Genomic DNA, 25,916 nt, shown 5'->3' with positions numbered 1-25,916 from the left:
TGGAGCGCGCCGCTGCCGGCCGTGGGCCTCGCGCCGCGATCAGGTGGCGCGAGACCGGGTCAGCCGGCGGCCGGGGTGGAGCCGGTCAGGTGAGAGGGAGGCGGTAGGTGGCGCCGGGCAGGGGCTCGACGAGACCGTCGGCGACCAGGCCGTCCAGGGCGCGGGCGCGCTGGACCGGTTCGTTCCACACCCGGTCCAGGACCGCCTGCGGCACCGGGTCCACCGCCTCGCGCAGCACCGCCAGCAGCTTGCCGCGCACCTGGCGGTCGGTGCCGGCGTAGGTCTGGCCGCGGCGCGGTGGGCCGTCGTGCGCCGGGGAACCGGCCAGTCGCCAGGCGCACTGCGCCGCGACCGGGCAGCGCGAGCAGTCCGGGGTGCGGGCGGTGCAGACCAGGGCGCCCAGCTCCATGGTGGCGGCGGCCCAGCGCGCGGCGGTCGGCTCGTCGGCCGGCAGCAGCTCGCGGGCGAGCCGGCGCTCGGCGGCGGTGGTGGCGTTCGGCGGGTACTGGGTGCCGCTCACCAGGCGGGCGAAGACCCGGCGGACGTTGGTGTCCAGCACCGGGTGCCGCTGCCCGTACGCGAAGGAGGCCACCGCCGCCGCGGTGTACTCGCCCACGCCGGGCAGCGCGAGCAACTGCGCGTGGTCGCGCGGCACATCACCGCCATGCCGTTCCCGTATCGCCGCCGCGGCCGCGTGCAGCCGCAGCGCCCGCCGCGGGTAGCCGAGCCGGCCCCAGGCCCGCACCGCCTCGCCGGGCGGCTCGGCGGCCAGGTCCGCGGGGCGCGGCCAGCGGGCCAGCCACTGCTCGTAGACCGGCAGCACCCGGCTCACCGGGGTCTGCTGGAGCATGAACTCACTCACCATCACACCCCACGGCCCGGCCTCGGGGCGGCGCCACGGCAGATCGCGGGCGTGCGCCCGGAACCAGTCGATGACCGGCGGGTGCAGGGCGTGCGAGTCCGGGCGCACGCCATCGGCGTCGACGGACGGGCTGCCGCCGGACGCGACGGCAGCGGCGGTAGCGGCGGCGGAGTCGGCGGAGGCAGCCGCGGAGGCGGTCGCGGAGGCGGGTGCGGGAATGGCAGTCATGGCAATGACGATCCTGGCACGGCGCCGCCCCACCCGGGAAACGTCGCGGTCCCGCGCGTGGCGCGCCCCCGGAGCGGGCGCCGCCCGACGAAGCTAAGGACGGCCGAAGCGGTCCTGGGCGGCCAGGACGGCGTCCGCGTGGACCGCCGACCACGCCCCCAGGGCGCGGATCGGAGTGAGCAGCGCGGCACCGGCCTCGGTGAGGGTGTAGTCGACGCGCGGCGGGGCCTCGGCATAGCGACGGCGTTCCACCAGGCCGTTGTACTCCAGCCGCCGCAGCGCCTCGTTGAGCACCTTGGGGCTGAGCCCGCCGATCCGGGCCAGCAGCGCACGCGGCCGCATCGGGCCGCCCTCGCCGAGGACGTAGACCACCACGCTGTCCCAGCGGTTGGCCAGCACCTCGAAGGCGATCCGGGCCCGGCAGTCCGCGGCGAACGGATCCCCGCCCAGGTCGTCCCTGCCCAAGTCCTCGTCCCCACCCAAGTCGTCGCCCCCGTCCGGCTCCGGCGGCTCTCCCCGCCCTCCCATACGGCCATCCTGCCGGGCCGATGCCTACCGAGTGGTGTGTATCGGCCCGCCTAGCGTCCCGGACATGACATCCCACAACACGGACAGGGGCAGGGGCATGCGCATCGGCATTCTCGGTACGGGCGCCATGGCGGCGGCGCTGGGCGGGGCCTGGGTACGGGCCGGACACCAGGTCATGGTCGGCGGCCGCGACACCGCGGCAGCGGCGCCGGACGCCCGCGTCGCCAAGGTGTTCGGCGTCTGCCACGAGAGCATCTGGACGCTGCCGCGCCCGGCCTTCGAGGGTGCGCCACTGGCCGTCCCCTTCTGCGCGGACGCCCCGGCCGCCACCACGCTCACGGCTGAGCTGATCACCTCGATGGGCTGCACCCCGCTGCCCTGCGGCGGCCTGGATCGCGCGGCGCTGCTGGAGGCGACCGCGGTCTTCGCCATCGGCGTGTGGTGGTCCGGCGGCGAGGCCCGCCACGCCTTCCCGTCCCCCGCCCTGGCCCCGGGCGCCATCGACGACGATCCTGAAGCGGCGGTGTGATGCCGAGGACCTCACCTCCGGCAGGGGCGGTTGGGGAGGGGCGCTTGTAGCGTCTGGGCGATGAGCGGCAGTCAGACGCAGACGGGGATACCGCCGAAGGGGAAGCAGGGCCCGTCCCAGGGGGCGCGAGCGGGGACGCGGTCCCGTGCGCTGGTGCGGGACTTCCTGCTGTGGGCCCTGCTCGCCGTGCCCGTGGTCCTCGGCGACCGGCTGGGGCTCGGGGTGCGGCGGCCCGCGTGGCAGACGCTGGGCGGACTCCTGCTGCTCGCCGCCGCCGTGGCGCTGTCCCGTCGGCGGCCGGTCGCCGCGCTGCTGACGGTCGCCGGGGCCGGCCTGGCCGCGTCACCGGCCCTGTTCACCGTCTCGTACGGGCCCGCGCTGTCCATTGCCGGGTATCTGCTCGGCCGCCGCGCCCAGGCGGCCCGCCCCGCGCTGCTCGCCTTCGGCACGATCGCGGCCGGCGGCACCGCGCTCACCCTCGTCCGCCCCTCCACCGAACCGGTCGTCGGGTGGCTGGTGCTCCTCGCCACGCTGCTCTTCGGCGCGATCTTCCCCTGGCTGACCGGCCGTCACCGGCGCCAGTCCCGGGCGCTGGACGCGGCGGGCTGGAGCCGGGCCGCGCAGCTCGAACGCGAACAGGAGATCGTCGCCGACCGGGCACGGCTGCGCGAGCGGACCCGCATCGCCCAGGACATGCACGACTCGCTCGGCCACGATCTGAGCCTGATCGCGCTGCGCGCGGGTGCCCTTCAGGTGGCTCCGGGCATGGACGAGGCCCACCGGGCGGCGGCCGGGGAGCTGCGCGTGGCGGCGGCCGAGGCGACCGAGCGGCTCCGGGAGATCATCGGGCTGCTCCGCGAGGATGCGCAGCCGGCGGCGGAGGACGCGCTCCTCGTCCCGGCGGGGGAATCCATCGAGGCGCTGGTCGAGCGTGCGGCGGACTCGGGGCTTCCGGTGCGGCTGGTGCGGACAGCGGCGAAGGGGGCCCCCGGTGGGGCGCAGCGGCCCGGGAGCGCCGAGGGTGGCCTCACACCGATCGCCGGACGTGCCGCGTACCGGGTCGTCCAGGAGTCGCTGACCAACGCGGCCAAGCACGCCCCGGGTTCGGCGGTGACGGTGACGGTCACCGAGGAGACCGAGGCGGAAGGGCGATGGGGCGGCTCGGATCGGGTGACGATGGTGTCGGTCGTCACCACGGGCGGCCCCGCACCTGCCGCGTCGGCGGGCCCGGCCACGGGCGACGCCGGCTCGGCCGGGAGCGGGCTGCTCGGCCTGCGGGAGCGGGTCGGGCTCGCGGGCGGCACCTTCACGGCAGGCCCTCGGGGGGACGGCTTCGCGGTGGTCGCCCGCCTGCCGCACGGGCCCGTACGCCCCGAGCCCACCGCCCCCGGGAGCCCGGCCGCCGGACAGGAGTACGCCCGTGCCCGGCGGACGACGCGGCGCGGGCTGGCACTGGCGTACGCCGGGGTGGGCGCGGCCGCGCTGTGCGTGGTGGCGGGGGCGTTCGGCTGGTACGCGTACACCCGCACCCATGCGGTGCTGAGCCCGGAGGACTACGCGGCGCTACGCATCGGCGACCCTTACCCGGAGGTCAAGGCGCTGCTGCCCGATCTGGTCGCCACCGACCCGCCGAGCGAACGCGCCCCGGCCCCACCCGCCGGGGCCGACTGCCGCTACTACCGCGCGAGCGACGAACTCTTCGTCAGCGTCGACCACTTCCGGCTCTGCTTCCGCGACGGTCGGCTGGTCTCGAAGACGGTGGTGCCCCGAGCAGGGACGCGGACGGGTTAGGCAGTGGGCGGTTCACCTGCGGCCGGTTCCACGGTCCACCCCAGCCTCCCCCGTGCCCCGGGCCGGAGCAGTGGCGCGACCGGGCAACGCAGTCGCCGTACATTCCCCGCAAGCACGAGTAGGGGAGAAGGCGCTGGCCCCGCCCATCGGCTGCTCCTCGTGGCCGATGGGCGGGGCCGTGCTGTTTACGCTGACGCCATGACGGTACGTGTGCTGCTCGCCGACGACGAGGCGGTGATCCGGGCCGGGGTGCGTGCCATCCTCGCCGCCGATCCGGGGATCGAGGTCGTCGCGGAGGCCGGGGACGGGCGGGCGGCGGTGGAGGCGGCACGGGCCCACCGTCCGGATGTGGCGCTGCTGGACATCCGGATGCCGAGGCTGGACGGGCTGGCGGCCTGCGAGGAGATCGTCCGGGGCGCCGCGCCGGGGACCGCCGTCGCCATGCTGACCACCTTCTCCGAGGAGGCGTACATCGCCCGCGCGCTGGGCGGCGGGGCCACCGGCTTCCTGCTCAAGTCCGGGGATCCGTACGAACTCCTCGCGGGGGTGCGGGCGGTGGCGGACGGCGGGGCGTTTCTGTCGCCCGCCGTGGCCCGCCACGTCATCGCCGAGCTGGGCGGCGAGCGCCTGGCCCGTGGCGCGGCGGCGCGGGCGCGAATCGAACCACTGACGGAACGTGAGCGCGAGGTGCTGGCCCTGGTCGGCGCGGGGCTGTCGAACGCCGAGATCGCGCGCCGGCTGCACCTGGTGGAGGGCACGGTGAAGGGCTACGTGAGCGCGGTCCTCAGCCGACTGGGGGTCGGCAACCGGGTGCAGGCGGCCATCGTGGCGTACGAGGCGGGGCTGGTCAGCGAGAAGTGATCTGGTCAGTGGCGGGTGAACGGGCCAGTGGGAAGTGAGCTGGTCAGCGAGGGGTGAGGCGGTGCGGGCGTGGCCTTCCGGACGCGCTGGCGCTGCCCAGCAGCCACGCGGCGCTCGCCGCCGAACGGGCGCGTTCGATACGGGCCGTCAGCGGCCCGGCGAGGAAGCGGGCGCAGACGGCGGCGACCAGCGCGCCGAGCAGGCAGCCGGCGGCTACGTCATGCGGATAGTGCACGCCGACGAAGACCCGGGAGAAGGCCAGCAGCGCCGCCACCGGCAGGAGCAGTGCGCCGGACCTCCGCCAGGCGAACGCCGTCGCGACCGCCAGCGCGGCTGCCAGGGTGGCGTGGTTGCTGGGGAACGACCAGTCACCCGGGGGTGGGCAGGCGGCGATCGGGGGTGCCGCGCCGTCCACCGCGCGGCAGGGGCGCTCCTCATCCACGACGGTCTTGGCGATCTCGCTGAATCCGTACGCCAGAACCGTGGCCAGCGGTATCAGCAGTGTGAGGGCCAGAGTCCGCGCGGTGTGGCGGCGGGCCCGCCACCAGGCCGCGACTGCGGCCGCACCCAGCATCAGCAGCCCCGCGTCGGTACCGAATTCGGCCAGGTCATGCAGCCAGTCGGGCGAGTCATGGGCGGTGTCAGTGATGGTGCGATAGAGATCCGTACTGGTCATGCCGGGGACGTTATAGATCGGTACGCCCCGCCACATGGGGCGATCGGCAGCCGTCGCACCTGACGAAAGTCGTAACCGGCGGGGTCCGGCCGACCGGGTGAGGGGGCCGGTCCGGTCGGATGATGGGAAAAGTTGCCGAGCTCTGCGGCGGGTAGTGGCTGGTCGTGCGGCGGATCTCTCGTAGAGTTTCCGCGTGGGATCTCTGCGCAATCCGATCGGGCCGCTTCCCTCCTCCATCTACTGGCGACGGAGGGCAGTTGCGCTGCTGCTGCTCGCGCTCACCGTCCTGCTGGTCGTCTGGGCCTTCAGCCTCGGCGGTTCCGGCGGTGGCAAGGAGGACGACGGCAAAGGCGCGGGCGAGAGCGGATCGGCGGGCACCATCACCCCGGGTCCGTCCGCGACCGGGCCGGTCAACAGCAGTCGGCCGGGCGGGCGGGACGAGGCAGCGGACGGCGGCACCGGCCAGGACGGCGACAGCGCGGGAGAGAGCGGCGGCAGCGGATCCGCGGGCTCCGGCGGCGCCGTGGGCGGGGCCGGACAGGGCATCGGCAGCGGCTCCAGCCCGGTGCTGCCCGCCGGGTCCCAGCTGGCGGACTGCAAGGCCGGCGCGGTGGAGCTGACGGTGCGGAGCGTCAAGGGTTCCAAGGTGAAGAACTCCTACGCGCCGGGTGAGAAGCCGGTGTTCGAGATGGTCGTCAAGAACGCGTCGAACACCGCCTGCAAGGTGGACTTCGGCCGCGCCTCGGCCTCGCTGACCATCACCAACTCCGACAACGACCATGTGTGGGCGACGAGCGACTGCCCCAAGGGCAGCGCGATGGCTTTCCTCGAGGTGCCCGGCAAGGGCGAGACCAAGCGGACCGTGGAGTGGGACCGCAAGAAGAGCGCGGCCGACTGCGCGAAGCCGTCCGGTACCGCCACCGCCGGACCGGGCACGTACCTGGTCGAGGCGAAGGTGAGCGGGCTGGGCGCGGCGCAGGTGTCGTTCGTGCTGGAGAAGGACTGAGACCAGGCTCCCCGACAGGGCGGTCGGGGAGTCTCACACGTAGGGAGTCCGAAACAGGTAGGGAGTCCGAACAGGGCGCGGAACCAATCCGCGCCCTGTTTCCGTACCCGGCGCTGTCGGCGCTGTCCTACACGTAGCGTTCGAGGATCGAGGACTCGGCGAGCCGCGAGAGTCCCTCGCGCACCGAACGGGCACGTGCCTCGCCGACGCCGTCGACTGTCTGGAGGTCGTCCACGCTGGCCGCCAGCAGCTTCTGCAGTCCGCCGAAGTGCTCGACCAGCCGCTCGATGATCGCTCCCGGCAGCCGGGGGACCTTCGCCAGCAGCCGGAAGCCGCGCGGCGAGACCGCGGAGTCGAGCGTTTCGGGGGAGCCGCTGTATCCCAGGGCGCGGGCCACGATGGGGAGTTCCAGCAGCTCGGCGTGGCTGAGCCGGTCCAGCTCGGCGAGCGCCTCGGGCACCGTGCGGGTGCGCTTGGCGGTGGGCTCGGGGACGTAGTCGCGGATGACCAGCTCGCGCTCCGGCTCGACGCCCGCGATCAGCTCGTCCAGCTGGAGGGAGAGGAGCCGGCCGTCGGTGCCCAGCTCGACGACGTACTCGGCGATCTCGGTGGCGATCCGCCGCACCATCTCCAGGCGCTGGGCGACCGCGGTGACGTCCCGAACGGTGACCAGGTCCTCGATCTCCAGGGCGGAGAGGGTGCCGGCGACCTCGTCCAGCCGGAGCTTGTACCGCTCCAGGGTGGCCAGGGCCTGGTTGGCGCGGGAGAGGATCGCCGCGGACTCCTCCAGGACGCGCCGCTCACCGTCGACGTAGAGGGCGATCAGCCGCATCGACTGGCTGACCGACACCACCGGCAGGCCGGTCTGGATGGAGACGCGCTGGGCGGTGCGGTGCCGGGTGCCGGTCTCCTCGGTCGGGATGGACGCGTCCGGGACCAGCTGCACCCCCGCCCGCACGATCTTGGTGATGTCCTTGTCAAGGATCATCGCGCCGTCGAGCTTGCACAGCTCACGGAGCCGGGTCGCGCTGAACTCGACATCGAGCACGAAACCGCCGGTACACAGCGATTCGACGGTCTTGTCGAAGCCCAGCACGATGAGGCCGCCGGTGTTGCCGCGCAGGACGCGCTCCAGGCCGTCGCGGAGCGCCGTGCCCGGTGCCACCGCGCTCAGGGAGGCGCGCATCAGACCATCGGCCTTGCCGGGAGCTGCTGCCCGGTCGCCTGCTGCCACTGCACTCCTCCGTCGCCAGGTCTTTTCACGTGCCGCGGGCCGCCCCCAGCCGTCCTGGTGTGCGTACGCCGTCCGGCTCTGCGTACGTCCGCCGGGCGGCGTCTTACCGCGTCGACGGGCGAGACCAGGGCAAAGTCTACCGGCGGTCGGCGTCCTCCCGCGGGGCCTCCCGGCGTACGCGCCGGGGCAGAACCCGGAGCGCGTCCCCTATGTCCGCGACTTCGGTCACCCGCATGCCGGATGGGACCTTGCCGGGATCGGCGGGCACCAGGGCGTGCGTGAAGCCCAGCCGGGCCGCCTCGGCGAGCCGCCGCTGCACGCCGGTGACCCGCCTGACCTCACCGGCCAGGCCGACTTCGCCGATCGCGACCAGGTTCTTCGGCAGCGGGGTGTCGCTCGCGGCGCTGGCCAGCGCGAGCGCCACGGCGAGATCCGCGGCGGGCTCGGAGAGCTTCACGCCGCCGACCGTGGCGCTGTAGATGTCCCGCTTGCCCAGTGCGCTGATCTTGCCGCGCTGCTCCAGCACCGCCAGCATCATCGACACCCGGGAGGTCTCCAGGCCCGAGGTGGTGCGGCGCGGGGAGGGGATCTGGGAATCGACGGTGAGCGCCTGCACCTCGGCGACCAGCGGCCGGCGGCCCTCCAGGGTCACGGTCAGGCAGGTGCCGGGCACCGGCTCGGCGCGGCGGGTGAGGAAGAGCCCGGAGGGGTCGGCGAGGCCGGTGATGCCCTCGTCGTGCAGCTCGAAGCAGCCGACCTCGTCGGTGGCGCCGTAGCGGTTCTTCACGCCGCGCACCAGGCGGAGCCGGGCGTGCCGGTCGCCCTCGAAGTGCAGCACCACGTCGACCAGGTGCTCCAGCAGCCGGGGACCGGCGATGGCGCCGTCCTTGGTGACATGGCCGACCAGCAGAGTGGCCATGCCACGCTCCTTGGACGCCCGGATGAGCGCCCCGGCGACCTCGCGGACCTGGGCCATGCCGCCCGGCGCGCCGTCGATCTCCGGGGAGGCCACGGTCTGTACGGAGTCCAGGATCAGCAGCGACGGCTTGACCGTGTCGAGGTGGCCGAGGACGGCGGACAGGTCGGTCTCGGCGGCCAGGTAGAGGTGCTCGGAGAGGGCGCCGATGCGGTCCGCGCGCAGCCGCACCTGACTCGCCGACTCCTCGCCGGTGATGTAGAGCGTGCGGTGGTCCTCGCTGGCGGCCTTGGCGGCGACGTCCAGCAGCAGGGTGGACTTGCCGACCCCCGGCTCGCCGGCGAGCAGCACCACCGCTCCGGGGATGAGCCCGCCGCCCAGCACCCGGTCCAGCTCGTCCACGCCGGTGCCGCGGGCGGCGGCCTGGCGGCCGTCGACCTGGCCGATGGGTACGGCGGCGGAGGTGACCCGGCCGGGGGCGGTGGTCCGCACGGCGGGCGCGCCGAACTCCTCGACCGTGCCCCATGCCTGGCACTCGGGGCAGCGGCCGAGCCACTTGGCGGTGGTCCAGCCGCATTCGGTGCAGCGGTAGGAGGGCCGGTCCTTGGCGGACGAGCGGGAGGTACGGGCAGCCATGCCGGTAACGCTAGCGCCGGGCACCGACAGTGGGGGGAGACCCCGGGCGGCCCTGCCGAGAATCCGGTTTCGCGACCGGTTTCGATTCCGGGAGCTCTTATCAGATTTCGGGCCTGAATGATGGGATACCTGTCCTCTTTTGAGGGAGATGGTCACCCGTAGGGGTTAATCCTGGTCGAGGCGAGCGGGTGTTTCTGCATTACACGCCTACGGTCACCGGGTGATGAGCAGACGGTCCGAGCACTCCACGCATGCCACCGGCGCACACCGGGCGCACCGCCGTGCCCCGAGCTCCGACGCCGCCCGCCCTTCGCGCCCCCCGGCGCGCTACGAGCCCTACCTGGACGGCCTCTTCACGTACTGCCTGTCGGTCCTGTGCGACCACGACGCCGCGGCCGCCGCGCTCGGCGAGGCGCTCGCGGTGGCCGAGCGCCAGCGCGAGCGCGGCCGCGGCAGGCGACCCCCGGTCGACAGCGATCTGCGCCGCTCCTGGCTCTACGCCCTCGCCCGCTGGGCCTGCCTGCGCCGCCTGGCCGAACGCCACGCGGGGACCGACCGCCAGGTGGGGACCGAACGCCACGCTGGGTCCGACCGCCATGCGACGACCGACCGTCATACGGGGGCTGAGCGCGGCGGGCGGACCGAACGCAACCCGCGCGCCGGAGCCGGTCCGCACCGGCCGACGGCGGGGCACGGCCCGACGGCGGGGCACGGCCCCACGGTGGGGTCCGGCGGCGCCGAGCCGACCGGATCGGGGCCGGCCGCACCGGGCCCTGACGGATCGGGGGCGTGCGGGCCGATGGACCCCGCCGGGGCCGACGGCGCGGCGGCGGCCAGGGCCGCGGCGCGGCACCGGGAGCTGGCCGCGCTCGCCTGGCCGGAGGCCGCCGGGACCACCCCTGAGCAGCGCGAGGCGCTGGAGCTGGCGGTGCGTCACCAGCTCACGCCGCAGGAGGTCGCCGCCGTGCTCGGCCGGGAGCGGGACGAGACCCGGGCGCTGCTGGCCAGCGCCGCCTGCGAGGTGGAGCGGACGCGTGCCGCCCTCGCCGTCGTGGAGCTCGGGCATTGTCCGGTCGTGGCCCGGCTCGCCGGGGACAGCCAGGTCCTGCTCTCCGCCGCGCTCCGCCGCGAGCTGGTGCGCCACGTCGACGACTGCCGGGAGTGCCGCCGCCGGGCGGAGCGGGCCACCGCGGGCGGGCCGTGGCCCGGCACCGCCGTCGCGCCCGCCGCCCTGCCGGTGCTCGACGCACCCCGGGCGGCGGTGCACGCCGCGATGCTGTGCGCCCTGCACATGCGCCCGGCGCGCGCCGGCGCGGGACCGCGCTTCGACCGGTTGGGCTTCCCGCTGGACCCCAGGGACCGGGCCGCCCGGCGCAGCCGGCTGCGCAGCCGGGCGATGACCACCACAGTGGTGGCGACGGTGGTGGCGGCCCCGGTGCTCGCGCTGTGGGCGGCCTATCGGGGAGCGCCGATGACCGGTGAGGGCAGCGAACCGGAGGCGGTCGCCGCACAGCAGGACGGTACGGAGGAACTCGAGGGTCACCGCTACGCGCATGGGGGTCCCCCCGGACGGAGTCTGGGGGACGACGGCGCACAGAACCGGGACGGGTCCCGGGCGGACGGCATGGGCATCGACGTCTCGGTCGAGGTGACCGACACCGACAGCCACCGGCGGGCCCGGAGCGAGCGCCCGCACCCGGGCACCCCGGCGCCCCGGCCGGGCGGAGCGCCCAGTGACGGCTCGGGCAGCCCCGGGCCGGAGCGCCCCACGCCGGGGCCGGGGCGGCTGACGGTCGACGCCCAGCCCAGCGGCGACGTCACGGTGATCACGCTGACCGCGTCCGGCGGTTCGCCGGTGCGCTGGTCGGCGGTGGCCGGCGCCGAGTGGCTCCAGCTGAGCCACACCGCCGGAGTGCTGAACCCCGGCGAGTCCACCACGATCACGGTCTCGGTCGACCACGACCAGGAGCCGGCCGGGCAGTGGAGGGCACGGGTGGAGGTCGGCCCGTACGGCGGGGTGGTGACCATCGAGGGGGAGGGCGCCGCGCCCGCCGAGCCAGACCCGACCACCCCCGGCTCCTCGGACCCGTCCCCGATCCCGGACCAGCCCGCCGAGCCGGCCGGTACCTCCTCGTCGGCCTCGCCGGCCCCCGCCGGGGCGCGCTGACACCCGGCCCGGCCGCGTGTGGCGCGCCGCCCAGGCACCGCAGGTCGGCGCCGCCCAGGCACCGCAGGCCGGCCACACTCCGCGGGCCGCACCCACTCCGCGGCCGCACACACTCCGCGTTCCGGCCGTCGATCAGCCCTGGCCCGGTCAGCCGTCGATCAGCCCTGGCCCGGTCAGCCGTCGATCAGCCCTGGCCCGGTCAGCCGTCGATCAGCCCTGGCCCGGTCAGCCGTCGATCAGCCCTGGCCCGGTCAGCAGCCGGTCAACCCCGGCCCGGTCAGCCCTGGCCCGGTCAGCCCTGGTCCGCCGGGTCCAGGGCCGCCATCGGGCCGGGCGGGTCGGCGGGGTGCGGGGCCAGCAGCGGGAGCTGGGAGGCCAGCCGGGCCTCGCAGAGCTCGGCCAGCTTCGCGTACCCCGCCGGGCCCATCAGCTCCATCAGCTCCGGGCGGTAGGAGAGGTACACCGGCTTGCCGGCGCCGTGCGCCGAGGTGGCCGAGGTGCACCACCAGTGCAGGTCATGGCCGCCCGGGCCCCAGCCGCGGCGGTCGTATTCGCCGATCGAGATCTGGAGCACCCGGCTGTCGTCCGGCCGGTCGATCCACTCGTACGTCCGCCGGACCGGCAGCTGCCAGCACACGTCCGGCTTGGTCTCCAGCGGCTCCCGGCCCTCCCGCAGCGCCAGGATGTGCAGCGAGCAGCCCGCGCCGCCCGGGAACCCGGGCCGGTTCTGGAAGATGCACGAACCCTCGTACCGGCGGGTCTGGCGGTCGCCGTCCTCGTCGGTCTGCACCCAGCCCGTCTCGTGGCCGACGTCGTGGAACTGCCAGATGTCGGGGGTGAGCCGGGACATCTCGCGCGCCACCCGCTGCTCGTCCTCCTCGTCGGAGAAGTGCGCGCCCAGGGTGCAGCAGCCGTCGGCCGCCCGGCCCGCCTGGATGCCCTGGCAGCCCTGCCCGAAGACACAGGTCCAGCGGGAGGTCAGCCAGGTCAGGTCGCAGCGGAAGACCTGCTCGTCGTCGGCCGGGTCGGGGAACTCCACCCAGGCGCGGGCGAAGTCCAGGCCGACCTCGTCGCCCGGCTGCCGGCCCTCGGCGGCGCCGGCGGCTGCGGCGACCTCGACGGCTTTCGCTACCTTGGCCGCTTTGGCTGCTTTGCCCTGCTTCGGCTTTTTCGTCTTTGCCACCTCTCCAGGGTATGGGTGCGGGGACGGGTGCATGACCGCTCGGTGGGCGCAGTAGCGTGCAGGCATGAGACTCGGAGTCCTGGATGTCGGTTCCAACACCGTCCATCTGCTCGTGGTGGACGCACACCCGGGCGCCCGCCCGCTGCCGGCCCACTCCCACAAGGTCCAGCTCCGGCTGGCGCAGCTGCTCGACGACGACGGCGCCATCGGCCCGCACGGCATCGACCAGCTGATCTCAGTGATCAAGGACGCCCTGGTCGCGGCCGAGGACAAGGGCGTCGAAGAGGTCCTTCCGTTCGCCACCTCGGCCGTCCGCGAGGCCACCAACGCCGACGAGGTGCTGGCCCGGGTCGCCGAGGAGACCGGGGTCTCGCTGACCGTGCTCACCGGCGAGGAGGAGGCGCGGCTCACCTTCCTCGCCGCCCGCCGCTGGCTGGGCTGGTCCGCCGGCCGGCTGCTGGTGCTCGACATCGGCGGCGGCTCGCTGGAGATGGCGTACGGGCTGGACGAGGAGCCGGACATCGCGGCCTCGCTGCCGCTGGGCGCCGGCCGGCTCACCTCCGCGTGGCTGCCCGGCGACCCGCCGGATCCCAACGACGTCCGCGCGCTGCGCCGGCACGTGCGGGCGCAGATCGCCCGGATCGTCGGCGACTTCAAGCGGTTCGGCCCCCCGGACCACGTCGTCGGCACCTCCAAGACCTTCAAGCAGCTCGCCCGGATCGCGGGCGCCGCCCGCACCGCCGAGGGCCCGTACACCACCCGCAAGCTCAGCATCCGGTCGCTGGAGGAGTGGGTCCCCAAGCTGGCGGTCATGCCCACGGTGCAGCGCGCCGACCTGCCCGGGGTGTCGGAGGGGCGGGCCCACCAGCTGGCCGCCGGCGCGCTGGTCGCCGAGGGCGCGATGGACCTGTTCGGGGTCGAGGAGCTGGAGATCTGCCCCTGGGCGCTGCGCGAAGGGCTGATCCTCCGCCGCCTCGACCACCTGCCCACCCCTTGACCGGCCCGACCGGGGCCACCGGTCCGACTGGCCCCTCCGGCCCGACCGGGCCAACCGGCCCTACCGGCTCGACGGGTGCCAAGACCGGCGGCCGTACGCTGTCCCTCGTGACAGAGCCAGTGGTAGAGCCTGCGGTCGAGCCAGTGGTGGGGCCGGCGGTCCGCATCCCGGACGCCAAGGTCGCCCTGTCCTCGGCGTCGGTCTATCCCGGATCCACGGCGACGGCCTTCGAGATCGCCGCGCGCCTCGGGTACGACGGGGTCGAGGTCATGGTGTGGACCGATCCGGTCAGCCAGGACATCGACTCGCTGCGCAGACTCTCCGACTACCACCAGGTCCCCATCCTGGCCGTGCACGCGCCCTGTCTGCTGATCACCCAGCGGGTCTGGTCCACCGACCCGTGGGTGAAGCTCCAGCGGGCGAAGGCGGCCTGCGAGCGGCTGGGCGCCTCCACCGTGGTGGTGCACCCGCCGTTCCGCTGGCAGCGCGCCTACGCCCGGGACTTCGTCCGCGGCATCTGGCGGATGTGCGGCGAGACGGATGTGAAGTTCGCGGTGGAGAACATGTACCCCTGGCGCTACCGGGACCGCGAGATGCTCGCCTACGCCCCGGACTGGGACGTCACCAACGACGACTACCGGCACTTCACGGTCGACCTGTCGCACACCGCCACCGCCCGCACCGACGCGCTGAAGATGATCGACCGGATGGGTGACCGGCTGGCGCACATCCACCTCGCGGACGGATCCGGCTCCAACAAGGACGAGCACCTGGTGCCCGGACGCGGCAACCAGCCGTGCGCCGAGGTGCTGGAACGGCTCGCCGCGAGAGGCTTCGACGGCCATGTGGTCGTCGAGGTCAACACCCGCCGGGCGATGTCCGCCGCCGAGCGCGAGGCCGACCTGGCGGAGGCGCTGGCCTTCACCCGGCTCCACCTCGCCTCGCCGAGCACGGTGCCCGGCTCATGACCGCAGCCGAGCCGCACCGCACCGAGCCGCGCCCCGCCGAGCCGCGCCCCGTCGAGCCTGCGGCCGCCGAGCTCGGGCGCGATGCGTCACGTTCCGTCGAGCCGCGCCGCACCGAGCCCGGCCCGGGCGCGGCGGCGCCCGACCCCGCTCCGGTCCCCGACCCCGCTCCGGCCCACGCTCCCGCGCCGCGCCGCCGCGGCCGCCCGGCCCGGACCGGCGCGGCCGACGGCCCCGGCGCCCGGGACCGCATCCTGGACGCGGCCCGCACCGAATTCGCCGAGCGCGGCTACGACAAGACCTCGGTGCGCGGCATCGCCAAGGCGGCCGGGGTGGACCCGGCGCTGGTGCACCACTACTTCGGCACCAAGGAGCAGGTCTTCGCCGCGGCCATCGAGCTGAGCTTCGCGCCCGCCCTGTCCGTGCCCGAAGCGGTCGCCGCCGGTGAACGGGAGGGCGTGGGCGAGCGCATGGCCCGCACCATGTTCGGGGTGTGGGAGAGCCCGGCGACCCGCGCCCCGATGCTCGCGGTGCTGCGCTCCGCGCTGACCAACGAGACCGCGGCCGGAGTGCTGCGGAAGCTGATCGAGCGGCGGATCCTGGAGAGGATGGCCAGCGAGCTGGGCGACGTGCCGGAGCCGAGGTTCCGGGCCCAGCTGGCGGCCGGGCAGCTGATCGGGATCGCCATGCTGCGGTATGTGATCAAGACGGAGCCGATCTCCTCCAAGCCGATCGACGAGATCGTCGCCATGGTCGGGCCGACCATCCAGCGGTACCTGACCGAGAGCTGACCCGCCCGGCGGTACCTGGCGGGGAGCCCACGGCGCCGACCCGCCCGGCACTCGGCGCCCCGGTCTGTGGACAACCTGCCGTCCCGGCCTGTGGACAAACCGTCCCGGCCCCAAAGACGCGGCGTAGGCTCGTAGCAGCCCCATACGTCGCGACGTCTGAAGGAGCGAGCGACCATGCCAGAGCTGAGGTCCCGCACTGTCACCCATGGCCGCAACATGGCGGGCGCCCGCGCCCTCATGCGGGCGTCGGGCGTAGCGAGCGAGGACATCGGCAAGCCGATCGTCGCGGTGGCCAACTCCTTCACCGAGTTCGTGCCCGGGCACACCCACTTGGCGCCGGTGGGCCGGATCGTCTCCGACGCCATCCGCGCGGCGGGCGCGGTGCCCCGCGAGTTCAACACCATCGCGGTGGACGACGGCATCGCGATGGGCCACGGCGGCATGCTCTACAGCCTCCCCTCCCGCGACCTGATCGCCGACTCGGTCGAGTACATGGTCGAGGCGCACTGCGCGGACGCGCTGATCTGCATCTCCAACTGCGACAAGATCACCCCGGGCATGCTGATGGCCGCCATGCGGCTGAACATCCCGGTCGTCTTCGTCTCCGGCGGCCCGATGGAGGCCGGCCAGGCCACCCTGGTGGACGGCACGGTCCGCAAGCTCGACCTGATCAACGCCATCGTCGACGCGGTCAACGAGAACGTCTCGGATGAGGACGTGCTGCGCATCGAGGAGAACGCCTGCCCCACCTGCGGCTCGTGTTCCGGCATGTTCACCGCCAACTCGATGAACTGCCTCACCGAGGCCATCGGCCTCTCCCTCCCGGGCAACGGCTCGGTGCTGGCCACCCACACCGCCCGCCGCGCGCTGTACGAGAACGCCGGCCGCACGGTCGTGGAGATCACCAAGCGGTACTACGAGGACGGCGACGAGTCCGTCCTGCCGCGGAACATCGCCACCCGCGCCGCCTTCGAGAACGCCATGGCGCTCGACATCGCCATGGGCGGCTCCACCAACACGATCCTGCACCTGCTCGCCGCCGCCCAGGAGGCCGAGCTGGACTACGACCTCAGCGACATCGACGAGGTCTCCCGCCGGGTCCCGTGCCTGGCCAAGGTCGCGCCGAACGTCGCCCCCGGCGGCACGTACTACATGGAGGACGTGCACCGCGCCGGCGGCATCCCGGCCATCCTCGGCGAGCTGTACCGCGGCGGGCTGCTCAACGAGGACGTGCACACCGTCCACTCCGCCTCGCTGGACGAGTGGCTCAAGACCTGGGACGTGCGCGGCGGCTCGCCGTCCGCCGAGGCCGTCGAGCTCTGGCACGCCGCCCCCGGCTGCGTCCGCTCCGCGACCGCCTTCTCCCAGTCCGAGCGCTGGGAGTCCCTGGATGTGGACGCCGAGGGCGGCTGCATCCGCTCCGTCGAGCACGCCTACTCCAAGGACGGTGGCCTGGCGGTCCTCAAGGGCAACATCGCCGTGGACGGCTGTGTCGTGAAGACGGCCGGCGTCGACGAGTCGATCTGGACCTTCGAGGGCCCGGCCGTGGTCTGCGAGTCGCAGGAGGAGGCCGTCGACAAGATCCTCTCCAAGGTCGTCAAGGAGGGCGACGTCCTCGTCATCCGCTACGAGGGCCCGCGCGGCGGCCCCGGCATGCAGGAGATGCTCTACCCGACCTCCTTCCTCAAGGGCCGGGGCCTGGGCAAGGCATGCGCGCTGATCACCGACGGCCGCTTCTCCGGCGGCACCTCCGGCCTGTCCATCGGCCACGCCTCCCCCGAGGCGGCCTCCGGCGGCACCATCGCGCTGGTCGAGGACGGCGACCGGATCCGGATCGACATCCCGGGCCGCTCGATCGAGCTACTGGTCGACGACGCCACGCTGGCCGCCCGCCGCGAGGCGCTCGGCGGGGTCTACGCCCCCAAGCAGCGCGAGCGCAAGGTCTCCGCGGCCCTGCGGGCCTACGCGGCGATGGCCACCAGCGCGGACAAGGGCGCGGTCCGCGACGTCACCAAACTCGGCTGACCCGCGCTTCCCGTAACCGGGGCCAGCCCCCGGCCTCCCCGGACGCCCTCCGGGCGTGTCCTCAATCGCCGGACGGGCTGGGTCGCACCCATTGCGGCTCCGCCGCGTGGCCAGCCCCTCCGGCGATTGAGGAGTGGGGGTCCCCCCGGACGGAGTCTGGGGGAGGGTCCGGGGCGGAGCCCCGGTTACGCCTTAGTCCCCCTCAAGGCGCCAGCTGGCGGTCGTCCGCTCGTCGACCCCGAAGACCGTCCCGTCCGGCGCCGATCCGAAGACCCGGCCGCCCGCCACGACCGGCATCGGCAGGGTGTCGGAGAAGCCCTGCCCCGCCTTGCCGGTGCGCGGCGGAGTCTCCCCCACCAGCTCGCCGCCCTCGGCGTCCACCGCGAGCAGCCGCCCGTCCGCCGAGGAGAAGTACACCCGGTCCTCGGTGGCCAGCAGCGGCGAGGCATTGCCCACCGAGGTCTCCTGGCGCCACAGCTGCGCCCGCCCGGCGCCGGTCCGCCCGGTGTCGACGGCCAGCAGCCCGCCGTCGCCGCACAGCACATAGACCCGGTCGCCGTAGGTGGTGACGCCCGCGGTGACCACCGGCGCGTCCAGCGGCACCTGCCGCTCGGCGCCGCCCGGCTCGTACCGGACGATCGCCACCGTGCGGCTCAGCTCGTCGCCCCGGGTGAAGTGCAAGGTCCCGTCCGCGGCGACGCCCGCCGGCGTGAGGTCGCCCTTCAGCCACCGCTTCCAGCGGACCGTGCCGCGCACCGGGTCGACCGCGCTCACCAGGGTGCGCGACCCGTCGCCCGCCACCGAGTAGGCATACGCGAGGCGGCCGCGGGCATCGGTGAAGAAGCCGGGCAGGGCGTGCCCGTCCACCCGGTGCCGCCACCGCCGCCCGTTGTTCGCCGCGTCGATCGCGGTGACCGTGCCGTCCGCCGCCACCAGCAGCGTCGTGTCGCCGACGGCATGGATCCGGCCGCCGTACGCCGAGACATCACGCGTCCAGCGCGTCCGTTCGGTCTCCGGGTCCAGCGCCTCCAGCCGCGAGACGTCGGGGGAGAGCACCTGCACCAGCCCGCCCGCGAGCACCGGCGGAGTGGGGGCCGCCTCATCGGACCGGTCCGGTCCGGTGGCCGGCAGCGACCACCGGACCGCGCCGTCGGCCGGGTTCAGCCGCGCGGCCCGGATCCCGGGCGCTGCGCAGTAGAGCGCGCCGTGTCCGTAACTGCAGTAGGCGGCCCGTGGCCCGCTGCCCGGCTTCCGGCCGCCGGCGGGTGTCTCCAGCGTGACCTGCCACGGCCGCAGCGGCTCCCGCGTCTCGCGCGTGGTCCGCTGGCGGGCGGAGGGCTCGAAGTCGTCGATCTGACGCAGCGTCCAGACGGTGCCCGCGCCGAGCACCAGCGCGATCGCCAGGCCCACCGCCAGCCAGCCGCGGCCGACGCGCAGCCGGCCCACCCTCCCGGTGACCCTGACCCCGGCCGCCTGACCCCGGCCCCACCACCGCCACCGCAACGCGCGCCGCGGCGCGGAACCCGGAGTCTCCTCCTCGCCGCCCGCCCCGCCCGGGGACCGCCGCAGGGCGTCCCGCTGGGCCGGGACCCGCGGAGAGGGGCCGCGCGGCGCCGGGGCGTACGGGCCGCGCACCGCCCGCAGCGCCGCCATCAGCGCGTCCGGAGTGGGCCGGTCCGCGGGCTCCTTGGCCAGGCAGCGGCGGATCAGCGGCACCAGCTTCGCCGGCACGCCCGCCAGATCCGCCTCGTCGTGCACCACCTGGTAGGCGACGATGTACGGGCTCTCCGAGTCGAACGGGCCGCTGCCGGTCGCCGCGTGCACCAGCACCGACCCCAGCGCGAACACATCCGCCGCCGGGCCCACCTGACGGGGCCGCTGGAACTGCTCGGGCGCCATGAACGGCGGCGTGCCGATCAGCTTCCCCGTCTCGGTCCGCAGATCGCTGTCGGCCGGCCGGGAGATGCCGAAGTCGATGACCTTGGGCCCGTCCGGGGCCAGCAGCACATTGCTCGGCTTCAGGTCCCGGTGCACCACGCCGGCCCGGTGGATGTCGCGCAGCGCCTCCGCCAGCCCGGCAGCCAGCTGAAGCACCTCCTCCGGCTCCAACGGGCCATTCCGCTTGACGTGTTCGGCGAGCGTCGGGCCCGGAATGTAAAGGGTGGCCATCCAGGGCCGCTCGCCATCCGGATCGGCATCCACCACCGGCGCGGTGAACGCCCCGCTGACCCGCCGGGCGGCCGCCACCTCCTGCCGGAACCGTGCGCGGAACTCGGGATCCGCGGCGAAATCCGCGTGCACCACCTTCACCGCGAGTCGCAGCCCGGAATCCGAGCGGGCCAGATGGACCACTCCCATGCCGCCCGAGCCGAGGCGCGCTTCCAGGCGATACTGCCCGGCGTACTCAGGATCTTCCGCTTCCGGTCCGGTCCCCGCGCTGCGCAGCGGCGGCATTCCCCCACCCCCGTGAATTCGGCCGCAAAAGCAACGCAGCGAGCCTAGTCGATGACGCGTACGCGACCGGGCGCGGCTTGCTAGCCTGCGCATGACCCGCACATCTCGCGGGCCGAAACCAGGAATCACGGAAGTACCGAAAACGGGGATTCGGTTATCCAACGGGGGAGGGGCCGATATGGCCATGGATGAGAGCACCGCGACGGAAGCGACCGGCACCGCGGAGCAGGACGACACCACCGCGGCCGGGATGGACGCCGCGGCGGGCGCCGAGTCGGCGGCCGCCACCGTCACCTATCCGGTGGCGCCCGGCTACCGGGTCAACGTCCGCCGCGGGCCCAGCACCAGCAGCCTGCTGGTCAAGACGCTGGCGTACGACGTGCGGGTGCAGATCCGCTGCCAGCGCCGCGGCGAGAGGGTGACCGGCCCGTACGGCACCACCGACATCTGGGACAACATCGGGCCCGGTCAGTACGTCTCCGACGCGTATGTGAAGACCGGCAGCAGCGGCTTCGTCACCGTGCGGTGCAACAGCTGACGCTCGCTCAGTCAGACTTGGCCGCCGAATCAAACTTGGCCGTCGAACCGGCTCTGGCCGTCGAACCGGCTCTGGCCGTCGAACCGGATCCGGCCGTCGAGCCGGATCCGGCCGCCGTGCGATCGGCGGCCGGGGACGGCTGGATGCCGGGCTGCCGGGGATCGACGCAGAAGACCTTGCCGTTGATGGTCATTCCGGCCACCGCGCCGCGCACCACCAGGACCTCGGGCGCCTCGTCGAACCCGCTCGCGGACGTACGGGCGGGGGTCTGCCACAGCTCGTCGCCCGAATCCAGGTCGAGGGCGAGCAGCCGACCGCTGGCGGTGCCCAGGTAGACGCTGCGGGCCTGAGTGGAGACGGTCGGCGGGCCCATCCGCTCCACCGAGGACGGGGTGCTCCACAGCTCGTCGCCGTCCGAGGGATCGACCAGCGTCACCCGGCCGCTGTCCTGCACGAAGAAGAGGCGGTCGCCGACGAGCGTCGGCTGCCCCAGGGCGTTGTCCGGCAGCGTCACCTCGCGCCGCTTGCCGGACTCCGGATCGATGCGGAGCAGGGTGCGATACGGGTCCTGCTCCGATTCGGTGTACGGCAGGAACAGCAGCTCCCCGTCGTGCACCCCGAGGGAGGTGTCGAAGCCCTCGACCACCCCCACCCTGTGCGTATCACCGTTCCGCTTGTCCAGCCGGAGCAGTAGCGAGCCGGGGTCCTCGTCGTAGGAGTCGCAGGTGGCGTACAGCTCGTCGCCGACCGCCGTCGGCGAGCAGTCGTAGCCCCGCGGCGACGGGGCGGTCCACCGCGTCCTGCCGGTTCTCGCGTCCCACGCGATCAGCGTGTCGCCGTCCACATCGGGCGAGACCACCAGGTCGCCGACGAGCATCGAGGCGGCCACCGGACTCACCCGGTGCGACCAGGCGATCCTCCCCGAGTCGGCGTGCAGCGCGACCAGCCGGAAGGAGTCCTCGGCGGGGGTGTCGTGCAGGAAGACCAGGCGGTCGTGGACCGCGAACGGCGAGGAATTGGTGGAACTTCCTCCGTTGTCCGGGTCCCCGATCTCCAGGACCAGGTCCTTCGCACGCCAGTCGACGTGGCCGTCGCGCCCGTCGATGCGCACGGTCGGGAAATTCCCGCCGCAGAACAGCGCGGTGCCCTGCGCCTTGCAGCCGGGCGGCAGGCCCATGACATGCACATTGGTGGGGCCCGCCATCTTCGGCAGGTCCGCCTGCCACGGTCTGAACCCGGCCGGCACCCCCAGCTGCCGGGGCGCCGTCATCGGCTTCTTGCTGGCCCGGACCCCGTCCCCGTCGCCGTGCCCCCCGTACAGGGTGATCGCGGCGGCCCCCAGGCCCAGGGCCACCGTCGCCGCCACCGTTGCCAGCAGCCGGCGCCGCCGCCGCTTCCCCGGGCTGGTCGGTTCGTAATCCGCGGGCTCGGCGGGCGGTTCGGCGCCGGCGATCCGCACCTCGCCCTCCTCGGGCAGACCGCGCAGCAGCCGCATCAGCTCCGGCAGCGCGGGCCGGTCCTGGGGGTCCTTGGCCAGGCAGCGCGCCACGATGGCGCGCAGCGGCTCGGACACCTCCTCCAGCGAGGGCGGCTCGTGCACCACCTGATACGCCGTCATGTACGGGCTGTCCGCGTCGAACGGGCCGCGCCCGCGCACCGCGTACACCAGCAGCGCGCCGAGCGAGAAGACGTCGGAGGCGGGCGTCACGTCACGCGGCCGCTTCAGCTGCTCCGGCGACATGAACGGTGGGGTGCCCATCACCCGGCCGGTCATGGTCAGCGTCTGGTTGTCCCCCGCGCGGGATATGCCGAAGTCGATGACGCGCGGGCCGTCCTCGGCCATCAGCACGTTCGCGGGCTTCAGATCGCGGTGGACCACCCCGGCCCGGTGGATGTCGTGCAGCGCCTCGGCCAGCCCCAGCGCCAACTGCCGCAGCTGGCCCGCGTCCAGCGGCTCACCCTTGGTCAGCCGCTCGGCGAGCGTGGGCCCGGGTACGTACAGCGTCGCCATCCACGGCCGGGTCGCGTCCGGATCGGCGTCCACCACCGGCGCCGTGAACGCGCCGCTGACCTGCCGGGCGGCCGCCACCTCCTGCCGGAACCGGATCCGGAACTCCTCGTCCTCGGCGAACTGGGCGTGGACGACCTTCACGGCGACCTGCCGCCCGGAAGGCGAGCGCGCCAGATAGACGACCCCCATCCCACCGGATCCGAGCCGGTCCTCCAGCCGGTAGTCGCCCAACGATTCCGGATCCCCGGAACTCAGCGGCACCGTCTCTCCTCCCCGCGGCCCCACGCCCCCCGCACGCCTCAAGCGAAGCCCCAGCCTAAACGGCGGCCTGTGGGCACGGCAGACGGGTCTCGGCCGACCGGCCCGGCGAAAGAGGCGCGGTGAATAATCGGAGCCATGAGCGAACAGCAGCGGCCGGACGGCCCCCAGCCGGAGCCCCTCAGGTTCTTCGGGACGACCTGGGTGCACCACGACGGCGGATACGCGGCGCGCCGCGTCGCGGTCGCCCTCTCCTCGCTGACCGGCGCGGCGGCCGGGGCCTTCGTGCTGCTGATCGCCGTCCAGGGCATCGCCGTCGCCGAGTCCGGCGGCCTGCTCAACACCCTGCTGGTCGCCGCCATCGCCATCTGCGGCGCGCTGGCCTTCCGCCGCACCTGGCAGGAGTTCCGCCGGCGCCCGCAGCCCCCCGGGGACGAGGCCACCGAACGGTCGATGCGCAGCATCAAGGGCATCGGCTTCGTCGGAATCCTGCTCGCCTACTTCTGCCGCAGCCTCATCGAGGCGCCGGGCGAGAAGCTGCTGCGCGCGGAGTACGAGGAGCGGCGCGCCGCCCACCAGCGACGCCGCGCCGCCCGCACCGGCAACCCGGCCGCCGCCCGGAAGAGGAAGCGGCGCTAGCGGGCCGGCGGGCCCGAGGACGACAGGGGGAGGAACGCGGCCCATGGCCGAGCTGGCGGACTTCGAGACACACCGGACCCGGCTGTGGGGCGTCGCCTACCGCATCACCGGGTCGGTCGCCGACGCCGACGACGCGGTCCAGGAGACGTGGCTGCGCTGGCAGTCCCTGCCCGACGGGGCCGCCGAGGAGCCGCGCGCCTACCTCACCACCGTCGTCAGCCGCATCTGCTACAACCAGCTCCGCTCGGCCCGTGCCCGCCGGGAGACCTACGTCGGCCCCTGGCTGCCGGAGCCGCTGGTCTCCGACGCGCCCGCCGCCGAGTCCCCGGAAGACCGGGTCACGCTCGACGAATCGGTGGGCATGGCGATGCTCACCGTCCTGGAGCGGCTCACTCCGGCCGAGCGCACCGCGTTCATCCTGCACGACGTCTTCACGGTGCCCTTCACGGAGATCGCCGAGGTGGTGGGCCGTACCCCCGAGGCCGTACGGCAGCTGGCCTCCCGCGCCCGGCGGCACGTACGCGCCGGAACGCCGCGCCGCAGTGTGGACCGCGACGAACACCGGCGGGCCGTGGAAGCCTTCCTCCACGCCATCGCCGGCGGCGACTTCCAGGGGCTGATGGCGGTCCTCGACCCCGAGGTGGTGTGGCGCGCGGACAGCGGCGGCAAGGTCAGCTCGGCGCGTCGGCCGGTGGTCGGCGGCGAGAAGGTCGTCCGGCTGCTGCTGGGCCTGCTGCGCCGCTACGACCCCGCGCACGCCTCGCTGTCCGTGTGCGAGGTCAACGGGGCGCCCGGCCTGCTCTTCGTCGACCGGACCGGCGGGCAGGCCGGGATCATCGCGATCACCGTCGGCGCCGGTGGCCGGATCACCTGGCTCGACGTCGTCCTCAACCCCGAAAAGCTCGGACACCTGGCCTTCGACGACCTGTGACCGGGGGTCCGCGAGTGACCGGGGGTCCGCGGGCGCCCGCCGGGTCCGCGAGCCCGCGTACCGGGTGGCCACCCCGCCCGCGCGGGGTGGCCAGGGTTCAGACCGCGCTGCGCGCCGGCTCGACCACCGCGTTGTGCCGTTCGGCCCAGCCCGCCAGCGCCATCTCGCAGGCGTGATCCACATGGCGCAGTCCGTGCAGGTCCAGCCGCACGGCCCTCTCCCGTGGCAGCGCCTCCAGCTCGTCCAGGAGCTTCGGCAGCCGCAGGAAGGTCGCGTTGCCCAGCACCCGCACCCGCACCGGCCCGTCGTCGTCCAGACCGGCCACCTCCACATGCACGTGCGAGGTCTCCCAGGCCGACTTGGCCACCGCCATCAGCAGCCCGATCAGCACTCCTTCGAACATGTTGGTCGCCACGATCGCCGAGGCGGTCGTCACCAGCACCACCGCCTCGCCGCGGTGCTCCCGCCACAGCGGCACCAGCTCCCGCACCGGGATGAGCTTCCAGCCCGCGTGCACCAGGACACCCGCCAGCGCGCACACCGGGATCACCCCGAGGGCGGCGGGGAAGAGCACGGCGAAGATCAGCAGCCACACCCCGTGCAGCACCCGTGACGCCTTGGTCCGCGCGCCCGCCTGGAGGTTCGCCGCACTCCGCACGATCACCGCCGTCATCGGCAGCGCCCCGAGCATTCCGCACACCGCGTTCCCGGCGCCCTGCGCGATCAGCTCCTTGTCGTAGTCGGTGCGCGGCCCGTCGTGCAGCCGGTCCACCGCCGCCGCGCTGAACAGGCTCTCGGCCGAGGCGATCAGCGCGAAGGCCAGCACGGTGCCCAGTACGCCGATCTCGGCCAGCTGGGTGACGTCGTCGCCGCCCGGCGGCTGGACGGCGTCCAGCAGGCCCTGCACCTCGACCCGCGCGACGGACAGATCGAGCGCCGCGACCGCCGCCGTGGCCAGCGCCACCGCCGCCAGCGGCGCGGGCAGCAGCCTGGCCCCCCGCCGCCACTTCGGCCACACGATCAGCACCAGCACCGTGCCGGCGCCCACCGCGACGGCCCGCAACGCGGAGCCGGACCGGGCGGTGTCCATGACCAGTTCGGGAAGGTGGCCCAGTTTGCCGAGTCCGCTGCCGGGCGCCGTCATGTCGGCGAGCGCGTAGAGCTGACCGGCGATCAGCACCAGCCCGATGCCGGCGAGCATGCCCTGCACCACGGCCACCGAAATGGCCCGGAACCAGCGGCCCAGCCGCAGCACGCCCATGGCCAGCTGGAGCATCCCGGCGGCCAGTACCAGGACGCCCAGCGCGCCCAGCCCGTATTCGTCCACCGCCTCGTAGACCAGCACGGTCAGCCCGGCGGCCGGTCCGCTGACCTGGAGGCTGCTGCCCGGCATCAGGCCGGTGACCAGGCCGCCGACGATGCCGGTGATCAGGCCGAGCTCGGCGGGAACGCCCGAGGCCACGGCGATGCCGACACACAGCGGCACGGCCACGAGGAACACCACCAGGGAGGCGGTGAAGTCGGCGCGGAGCGTCCCGGCCGACGCGCCACCGCCGGCCGTCCGCGAGCGGCCCGGCCCGGGCCACCTATTGAGAAGGGTCTTCGGGATCTTGGGGATCTTCTGCGTTTTCGGCATGGTCTCGCCTCCAGCGCGCCCGGCACGTCGAAGGCGGGCACGCGTGTTCGCTGT

The 25,916-nt window shown here is 74.1% G+C and carries 21 protein-coding genes; 12 read left to right on the top strand and 9 right to left on the bottom strand.

The annotated features are described in order from the left end of the window. Window positions 1-85: 85 nt before the first annotated feature. Both AC4BDD_RS12660 and AC4BDD_RS12655 read right to left on the bottom strand, forming a co-directional pair. Window positions 86-1,090 carry an HhH-GPD family protein gene (locus AC4BDD_RS12660; RefSeq protein ID WP_490691100.1) on the bottom strand — a complete coding sequence of 335 codons (1,005 nt, stop codon included), beginning with the start codon at window positions 1,088-1,090 and terminating at the stop codon, window positions 86-88. Between the two features lie 93 nt (window positions 1,091-1,183). Beyond that, entirely contained in the window at window positions 1,184-1,618 is a 435-nt protein-coding gene (locus AC4BDD_RS12655) for a winged helix-turn-helix transcriptional regulator (RefSeq protein ID WP_490691099.1), read from the bottom strand. Between the two features lie 64 nt (window positions 1,619-1,682). Between AC4BDD_RS12655 and AC4BDD_RS12650 the strand changes: the two genes are divergently transcribed. The 3 genes from AC4BDD_RS12650 (at window position 1,683) to AC4BDD_RS12640 (ending at window position 4,799) form a co-directional block, all read left to right on the top strand. Continuing rightward, window positions 1,683-2,147 (top strand): NAD(P)-binding domain-containing protein, encoded by a 465-nt coding sequence (locus AC4BDD_RS12650; protein ID WP_490691098.1) that lies wholly within the window; start codon window positions 1,683-1,685, stop codon window positions 2,145-2,147. Between the two features lie 60 nt (window positions 2,148-2,207). Then, complete coding sequence (locus AC4BDD_RS12645; RefSeq protein WP_490691097.1) at window positions 2,208-3,938, top strand: sensor histidine kinase; 1,731 nt, start codon at window positions 2,208-2,210, stop codon at window positions 3,936-3,938. Between the two features lie 198 nt (window positions 3,939-4,136). Further along, window positions 4,137-4,799: a response regulator gene (locus tag AC4BDD_RS12640; RefSeq protein WP_490691096.1), complete on the top strand. Its 663-nt coding sequence runs from the start codon at window positions 4,137-4,139 to the stop codon at window positions 4,797-4,799. A gap of 43 nt (window positions 4,800-4,842) precedes the next feature. Here AC4BDD_RS12640 and AC4BDD_RS12635 read toward each other — a convergent pair whose 3' ends face one another. Further along, window positions 4,843-5,475, bottom strand: coding sequence for a phosphatase PAP2 family protein (locus AC4BDD_RS12635; RefSeq protein ID WP_490691095.1), 633 nt, complete (start codon window positions 5,473-5,475; stop codon window positions 4,843-4,845). 193 nt (window positions 5,476-5,668) lie between these two features. On the opposite strand from AC4BDD_RS12635, the gene AC4BDD_RS12630 reads away from it, so the two are divergent. Beyond that, window positions 5,669-6,481, top strand: a complete 813-nt coding sequence (locus tag AC4BDD_RS12630) for a hypothetical protein (protein ID WP_490691094.1) — start codon at window positions 5,669-5,671, stop codon at window positions 6,479-6,481. 127 nt (window positions 6,482-6,608) lie between these two features. On the opposite strand, the gene disA is transcribed toward AC4BDD_RS12630, so the two are convergent. After that, the gene (gene disA / locus AC4BDD_RS12625) at window positions 6,609-7,667 is read right to left on the bottom strand and encodes a DNA integrity scanning diadenylate cyclase DisA (RefSeq protein ID WP_490691758.1); all 1,059 of its coding nucleotides are present in this window, start codon (window positions 7,665-7,667) and stop codon (window positions 6,609-6,611) included. A 184-nt stretch (window positions 7,668-7,851) separates the two neighbouring features. Further along, window positions 7,852-9,267 carry a DNA repair protein RadA gene (radA, locus tag AC4BDD_RS12620; RefSeq protein ID WP_490691093.1) on the bottom strand — a complete coding sequence of 472 codons (1,416 nt, stop codon included), beginning with the start codon at window positions 9,265-9,267 and terminating at the stop codon, window positions 7,852-7,854. A gap of 223 nt (window positions 9,268-9,490) precedes the next feature. Between radA and AC4BDD_RS12615 the strand changes: the two genes are divergently transcribed. Next, complete coding sequence (locus tag AC4BDD_RS12615; RefSeq protein ID WP_490691092.1) at window positions 9,491-11,434, top strand: BACON domain-containing protein; 1,944 nt, start codon at window positions 9,491-9,493, stop codon at window positions 11,432-11,434. A 292-nt stretch (window positions 11,435-11,726) separates the two neighbouring features. Here AC4BDD_RS12615 and AC4BDD_RS12610 read toward each other — a convergent pair whose 3' ends face one another. Beyond that, entirely contained in the window at window positions 11,727-12,617 is an 891-nt protein-coding gene (locus AC4BDD_RS12610) for a DUF3109 family protein (RefSeq protein ID WP_490691091.1), read from the bottom strand. 64 nt (window positions 12,618-12,681) lie between these two features. Here AC4BDD_RS12610 and AC4BDD_RS12605 point away from each other — a divergent pair, with 64 nt between their 5' ends. From AC4BDD_RS12605 to ilvD, 4 genes are all read left to right on the top strand, one after another. Next, on the top strand, window positions 12,682-13,614 hold the full coding sequence (locus tag AC4BDD_RS12605; RefSeq protein WP_490691090.1) for a Ppx/GppA family phosphatase: 933 nt from the start codon (window positions 12,682-12,684) through the stop codon (window positions 13,612-13,614). A gap of 143 nt (window positions 13,615-13,757) precedes the next feature. Beyond that, window positions 13,758-14,582 carry a sugar phosphate isomerase/epimerase family protein gene (locus AC4BDD_RS12600; protein ID WP_490691757.1) on the top strand — a complete coding sequence of 275 codons (825 nt, stop codon included), beginning with the start codon at window positions 13,758-13,760 and terminating at the stop codon, window positions 14,580-14,582. Then, entirely contained in the window at window positions 14,579-15,370 is a 792-nt protein-coding gene (locus AC4BDD_RS12595) for a TetR/AcrR family transcriptional regulator (protein WP_490691089.1), read from the top strand. The genes AC4BDD_RS12600 and AC4BDD_RS12595 overlap by 4 nt, the downstream gene beginning before the upstream one ends. Before the next feature lie 174 nt (window positions 15,371-15,544). Next, window positions 15,545-17,395, top strand: coding sequence for a dihydroxy-acid dehydratase (gene ilvD / locus AC4BDD_RS12590; protein ID WP_490691088.1), 1,851 nt, complete (start codon window positions 15,545-15,547; stop codon window positions 17,393-17,395). A 192-nt stretch (window positions 17,396-17,587) separates the two neighbouring features. Here ilvD and AC4BDD_RS12585 read toward each other — a convergent pair whose 3' ends face one another. After that, window positions 17,588-19,849: a protein kinase domain-containing protein gene (locus tag AC4BDD_RS12585; protein WP_490691087.1), complete on the bottom strand. Its 2,262-nt coding sequence runs from the start codon at window positions 19,847-19,849 to the stop codon at window positions 17,588-17,590. Window positions 19,850-20,027: 178 nt separating this feature from the next. On the opposite strand from AC4BDD_RS12585, the gene AC4BDD_RS12580 reads away from it, so the two are divergent. Then, window positions 20,028-20,387 (top strand): SH3 domain-containing protein, encoded by a 360-nt coding sequence (locus AC4BDD_RS12580; protein ID WP_490691086.1) that lies wholly within the window; start codon window positions 20,028-20,030, stop codon window positions 20,385-20,387. A 7-nt stretch (window positions 20,388-20,394) separates the two neighbouring features. On the opposite strand, the gene AC4BDD_RS12575 is transcribed toward AC4BDD_RS12580, so the two are convergent. Next, complete coding sequence (locus AC4BDD_RS12575) at window positions 20,395-22,659, bottom strand: protein kinase domain-containing protein (protein ID WP_490691085.1); 2,265 nt, start codon at window positions 22,657-22,659, stop codon at window positions 20,395-20,397. A gap of 135 nt (window positions 22,660-22,794) precedes the next feature. Here AC4BDD_RS12575 and AC4BDD_RS12570 point away from each other — a divergent pair, with 135 nt between their 5' ends. Both AC4BDD_RS12570 and sigJ read left to right on the top strand, forming a co-directional pair. Beyond that, complete coding sequence (locus tag AC4BDD_RS12570) at window positions 22,795-23,295, top strand: hypothetical protein (protein ID WP_490691084.1); 501 nt, start codon at window positions 22,795-22,797, stop codon at window positions 23,293-23,295. A gap of 43 nt (window positions 23,296-23,338) precedes the next feature. Further along, the gene (sigJ, locus tag AC4BDD_RS12565; protein WP_490691083.1) at window positions 23,339-24,226 is read left to right on the top strand and encodes an RNA polymerase sigma factor SigJ; all 888 of its coding nucleotides are present in this window, start codon (window positions 23,339-23,341) and stop codon (window positions 24,224-24,226) included. Window positions 24,227-24,323: 97 nt separating this feature from the next. Here sigJ and AC4BDD_RS12560 read toward each other — a convergent pair whose 3' ends face one another. After that, window positions 24,324-25,862 carry a SulP family inorganic anion transporter gene (locus AC4BDD_RS12560; protein ID WP_490691082.1) on the bottom strand — a complete coding sequence of 513 codons (1,539 nt, stop codon included), beginning with the start codon at window positions 25,860-25,862 and terminating at the stop codon, window positions 24,324-24,326. Window positions 25,863-25,916: the final 54 nt, after the last annotated feature.

It is taken from the genome of Streptomyces sp. JLBT605, assembly GCF_058215555.1.
The sequence above is the reverse complement of the archived record's forward strand: the minus strand, read 5'-3'. Positions and strand labels throughout refer to the sequence as shown.

Excerpts from the sequence above, each read along its gene's own strand:
- disA (WP_490691758.1), bottom strand. The coding sequence starts at position 7,667 with ATGCGCGCCTCCCTGAGCGCGGTGGCACCGGGCACGGCGCTCCGCGAC.
- AC4BDD_RS12570 (WP_490691084.1), top strand. The coding sequence starts at position 22,795 with ATGAGCGAACAGCAGCGGCCGGACGGCCCCCAGCCGGAGCCCCTCAGG.
- AC4BDD_RS12560 (WP_490691082.1), bottom strand. The coding sequence starts at position 25,862 with ATGCCGAAAACGCAGAAGATCCCCAAGATCCCGAAGACCCTTCTCAAT.
- AC4BDD_RS12635 (WP_490691095.1), bottom strand. The coding sequence starts at position 5,475 with ATGACCAGTACGGATCTCTATCGCACCATCACTGACACCGCCCATGAC.
- AC4BDD_RS12660 (WP_490691100.1), bottom strand. The coding sequence starts at position 1,090 with ATGACTGCCATTCCCGCACCCGCCTCCGCGACCGCCTCCGCGGCTGCC.
- AC4BDD_RS12580 (WP_490691086.1), top strand. The coding sequence starts at position 20,028 with ATGGCCATGGATGAGAGCACCGCGACGGAAGCGACCGGCACCGCGGAG.
- ilvD (WP_490691088.1), top strand. The coding sequence starts at position 15,545 with ATGCCAGAGCTGAGGTCCCGCACTGTCACCCATGGCCGCAACATGGCG.
- AC4BDD_RS12640 (WP_490691096.1), top strand. The coding sequence starts at position 4,137 with ATGACGGTACGTGTGCTGCTCGCCGACGACGAGGCGGTGATCCGGGCC.
- AC4BDD_RS12645 (WP_490691097.1), top strand. The coding sequence starts at position 2,208 with ATGAGCGGCAGTCAGACGCAGACGGGGATACCGCCGAAGGGGAAGCAG.
- AC4BDD_RS12595 (WP_490691089.1), top strand. The coding sequence starts at position 14,579 with ATGACCGCAGCCGAGCCGCACCGCACCGAGCCGCGCCCCGCCGAGCCG.
- AC4BDD_RS12605 (WP_490691090.1), top strand. The coding sequence starts at position 12,682 with ATGAGACTCGGAGTCCTGGATGTCGGTTCCAACACCGTCCATCTGCTC.
- AC4BDD_RS12650 (WP_490691098.1), top strand. The coding sequence starts at position 1,683 with ATGACATCCCACAACACGGACAGGGGCAGGGGCATGCGCATCGGCATT.
- AC4BDD_RS12585 (WP_490691087.1), bottom strand. The coding sequence starts at position 19,849 with ATGCCGCCGCTGCGCAGCGCGGGGACCGGACCGGAAGCGGAAGATCCT.
- sigJ (WP_490691083.1), top strand. The coding sequence starts at position 23,339 with ATGGCCGAGCTGGCGGACTTCGAGACACACCGGACCCGGCTGTGGGGC.
- radA (WP_490691093.1), bottom strand. The coding sequence starts at position 9,267 with ATGGCTGCCCGTACCTCCCGCTCGTCCGCCAAGGACCGGCCCTCCTAC.
- AC4BDD_RS12615 (WP_490691092.1), top strand. The coding sequence starts at position 9,491 with ATGAGCAGACGGTCCGAGCACTCCACGCATGCCACCGGCGCACACCGG.
- AC4BDD_RS12655 (WP_490691099.1), bottom strand. The coding sequence starts at position 1,618 with ATGGGAGGGCGGGGAGAGCCGCCGGAGCCGGACGGGGGCGACGACTTG.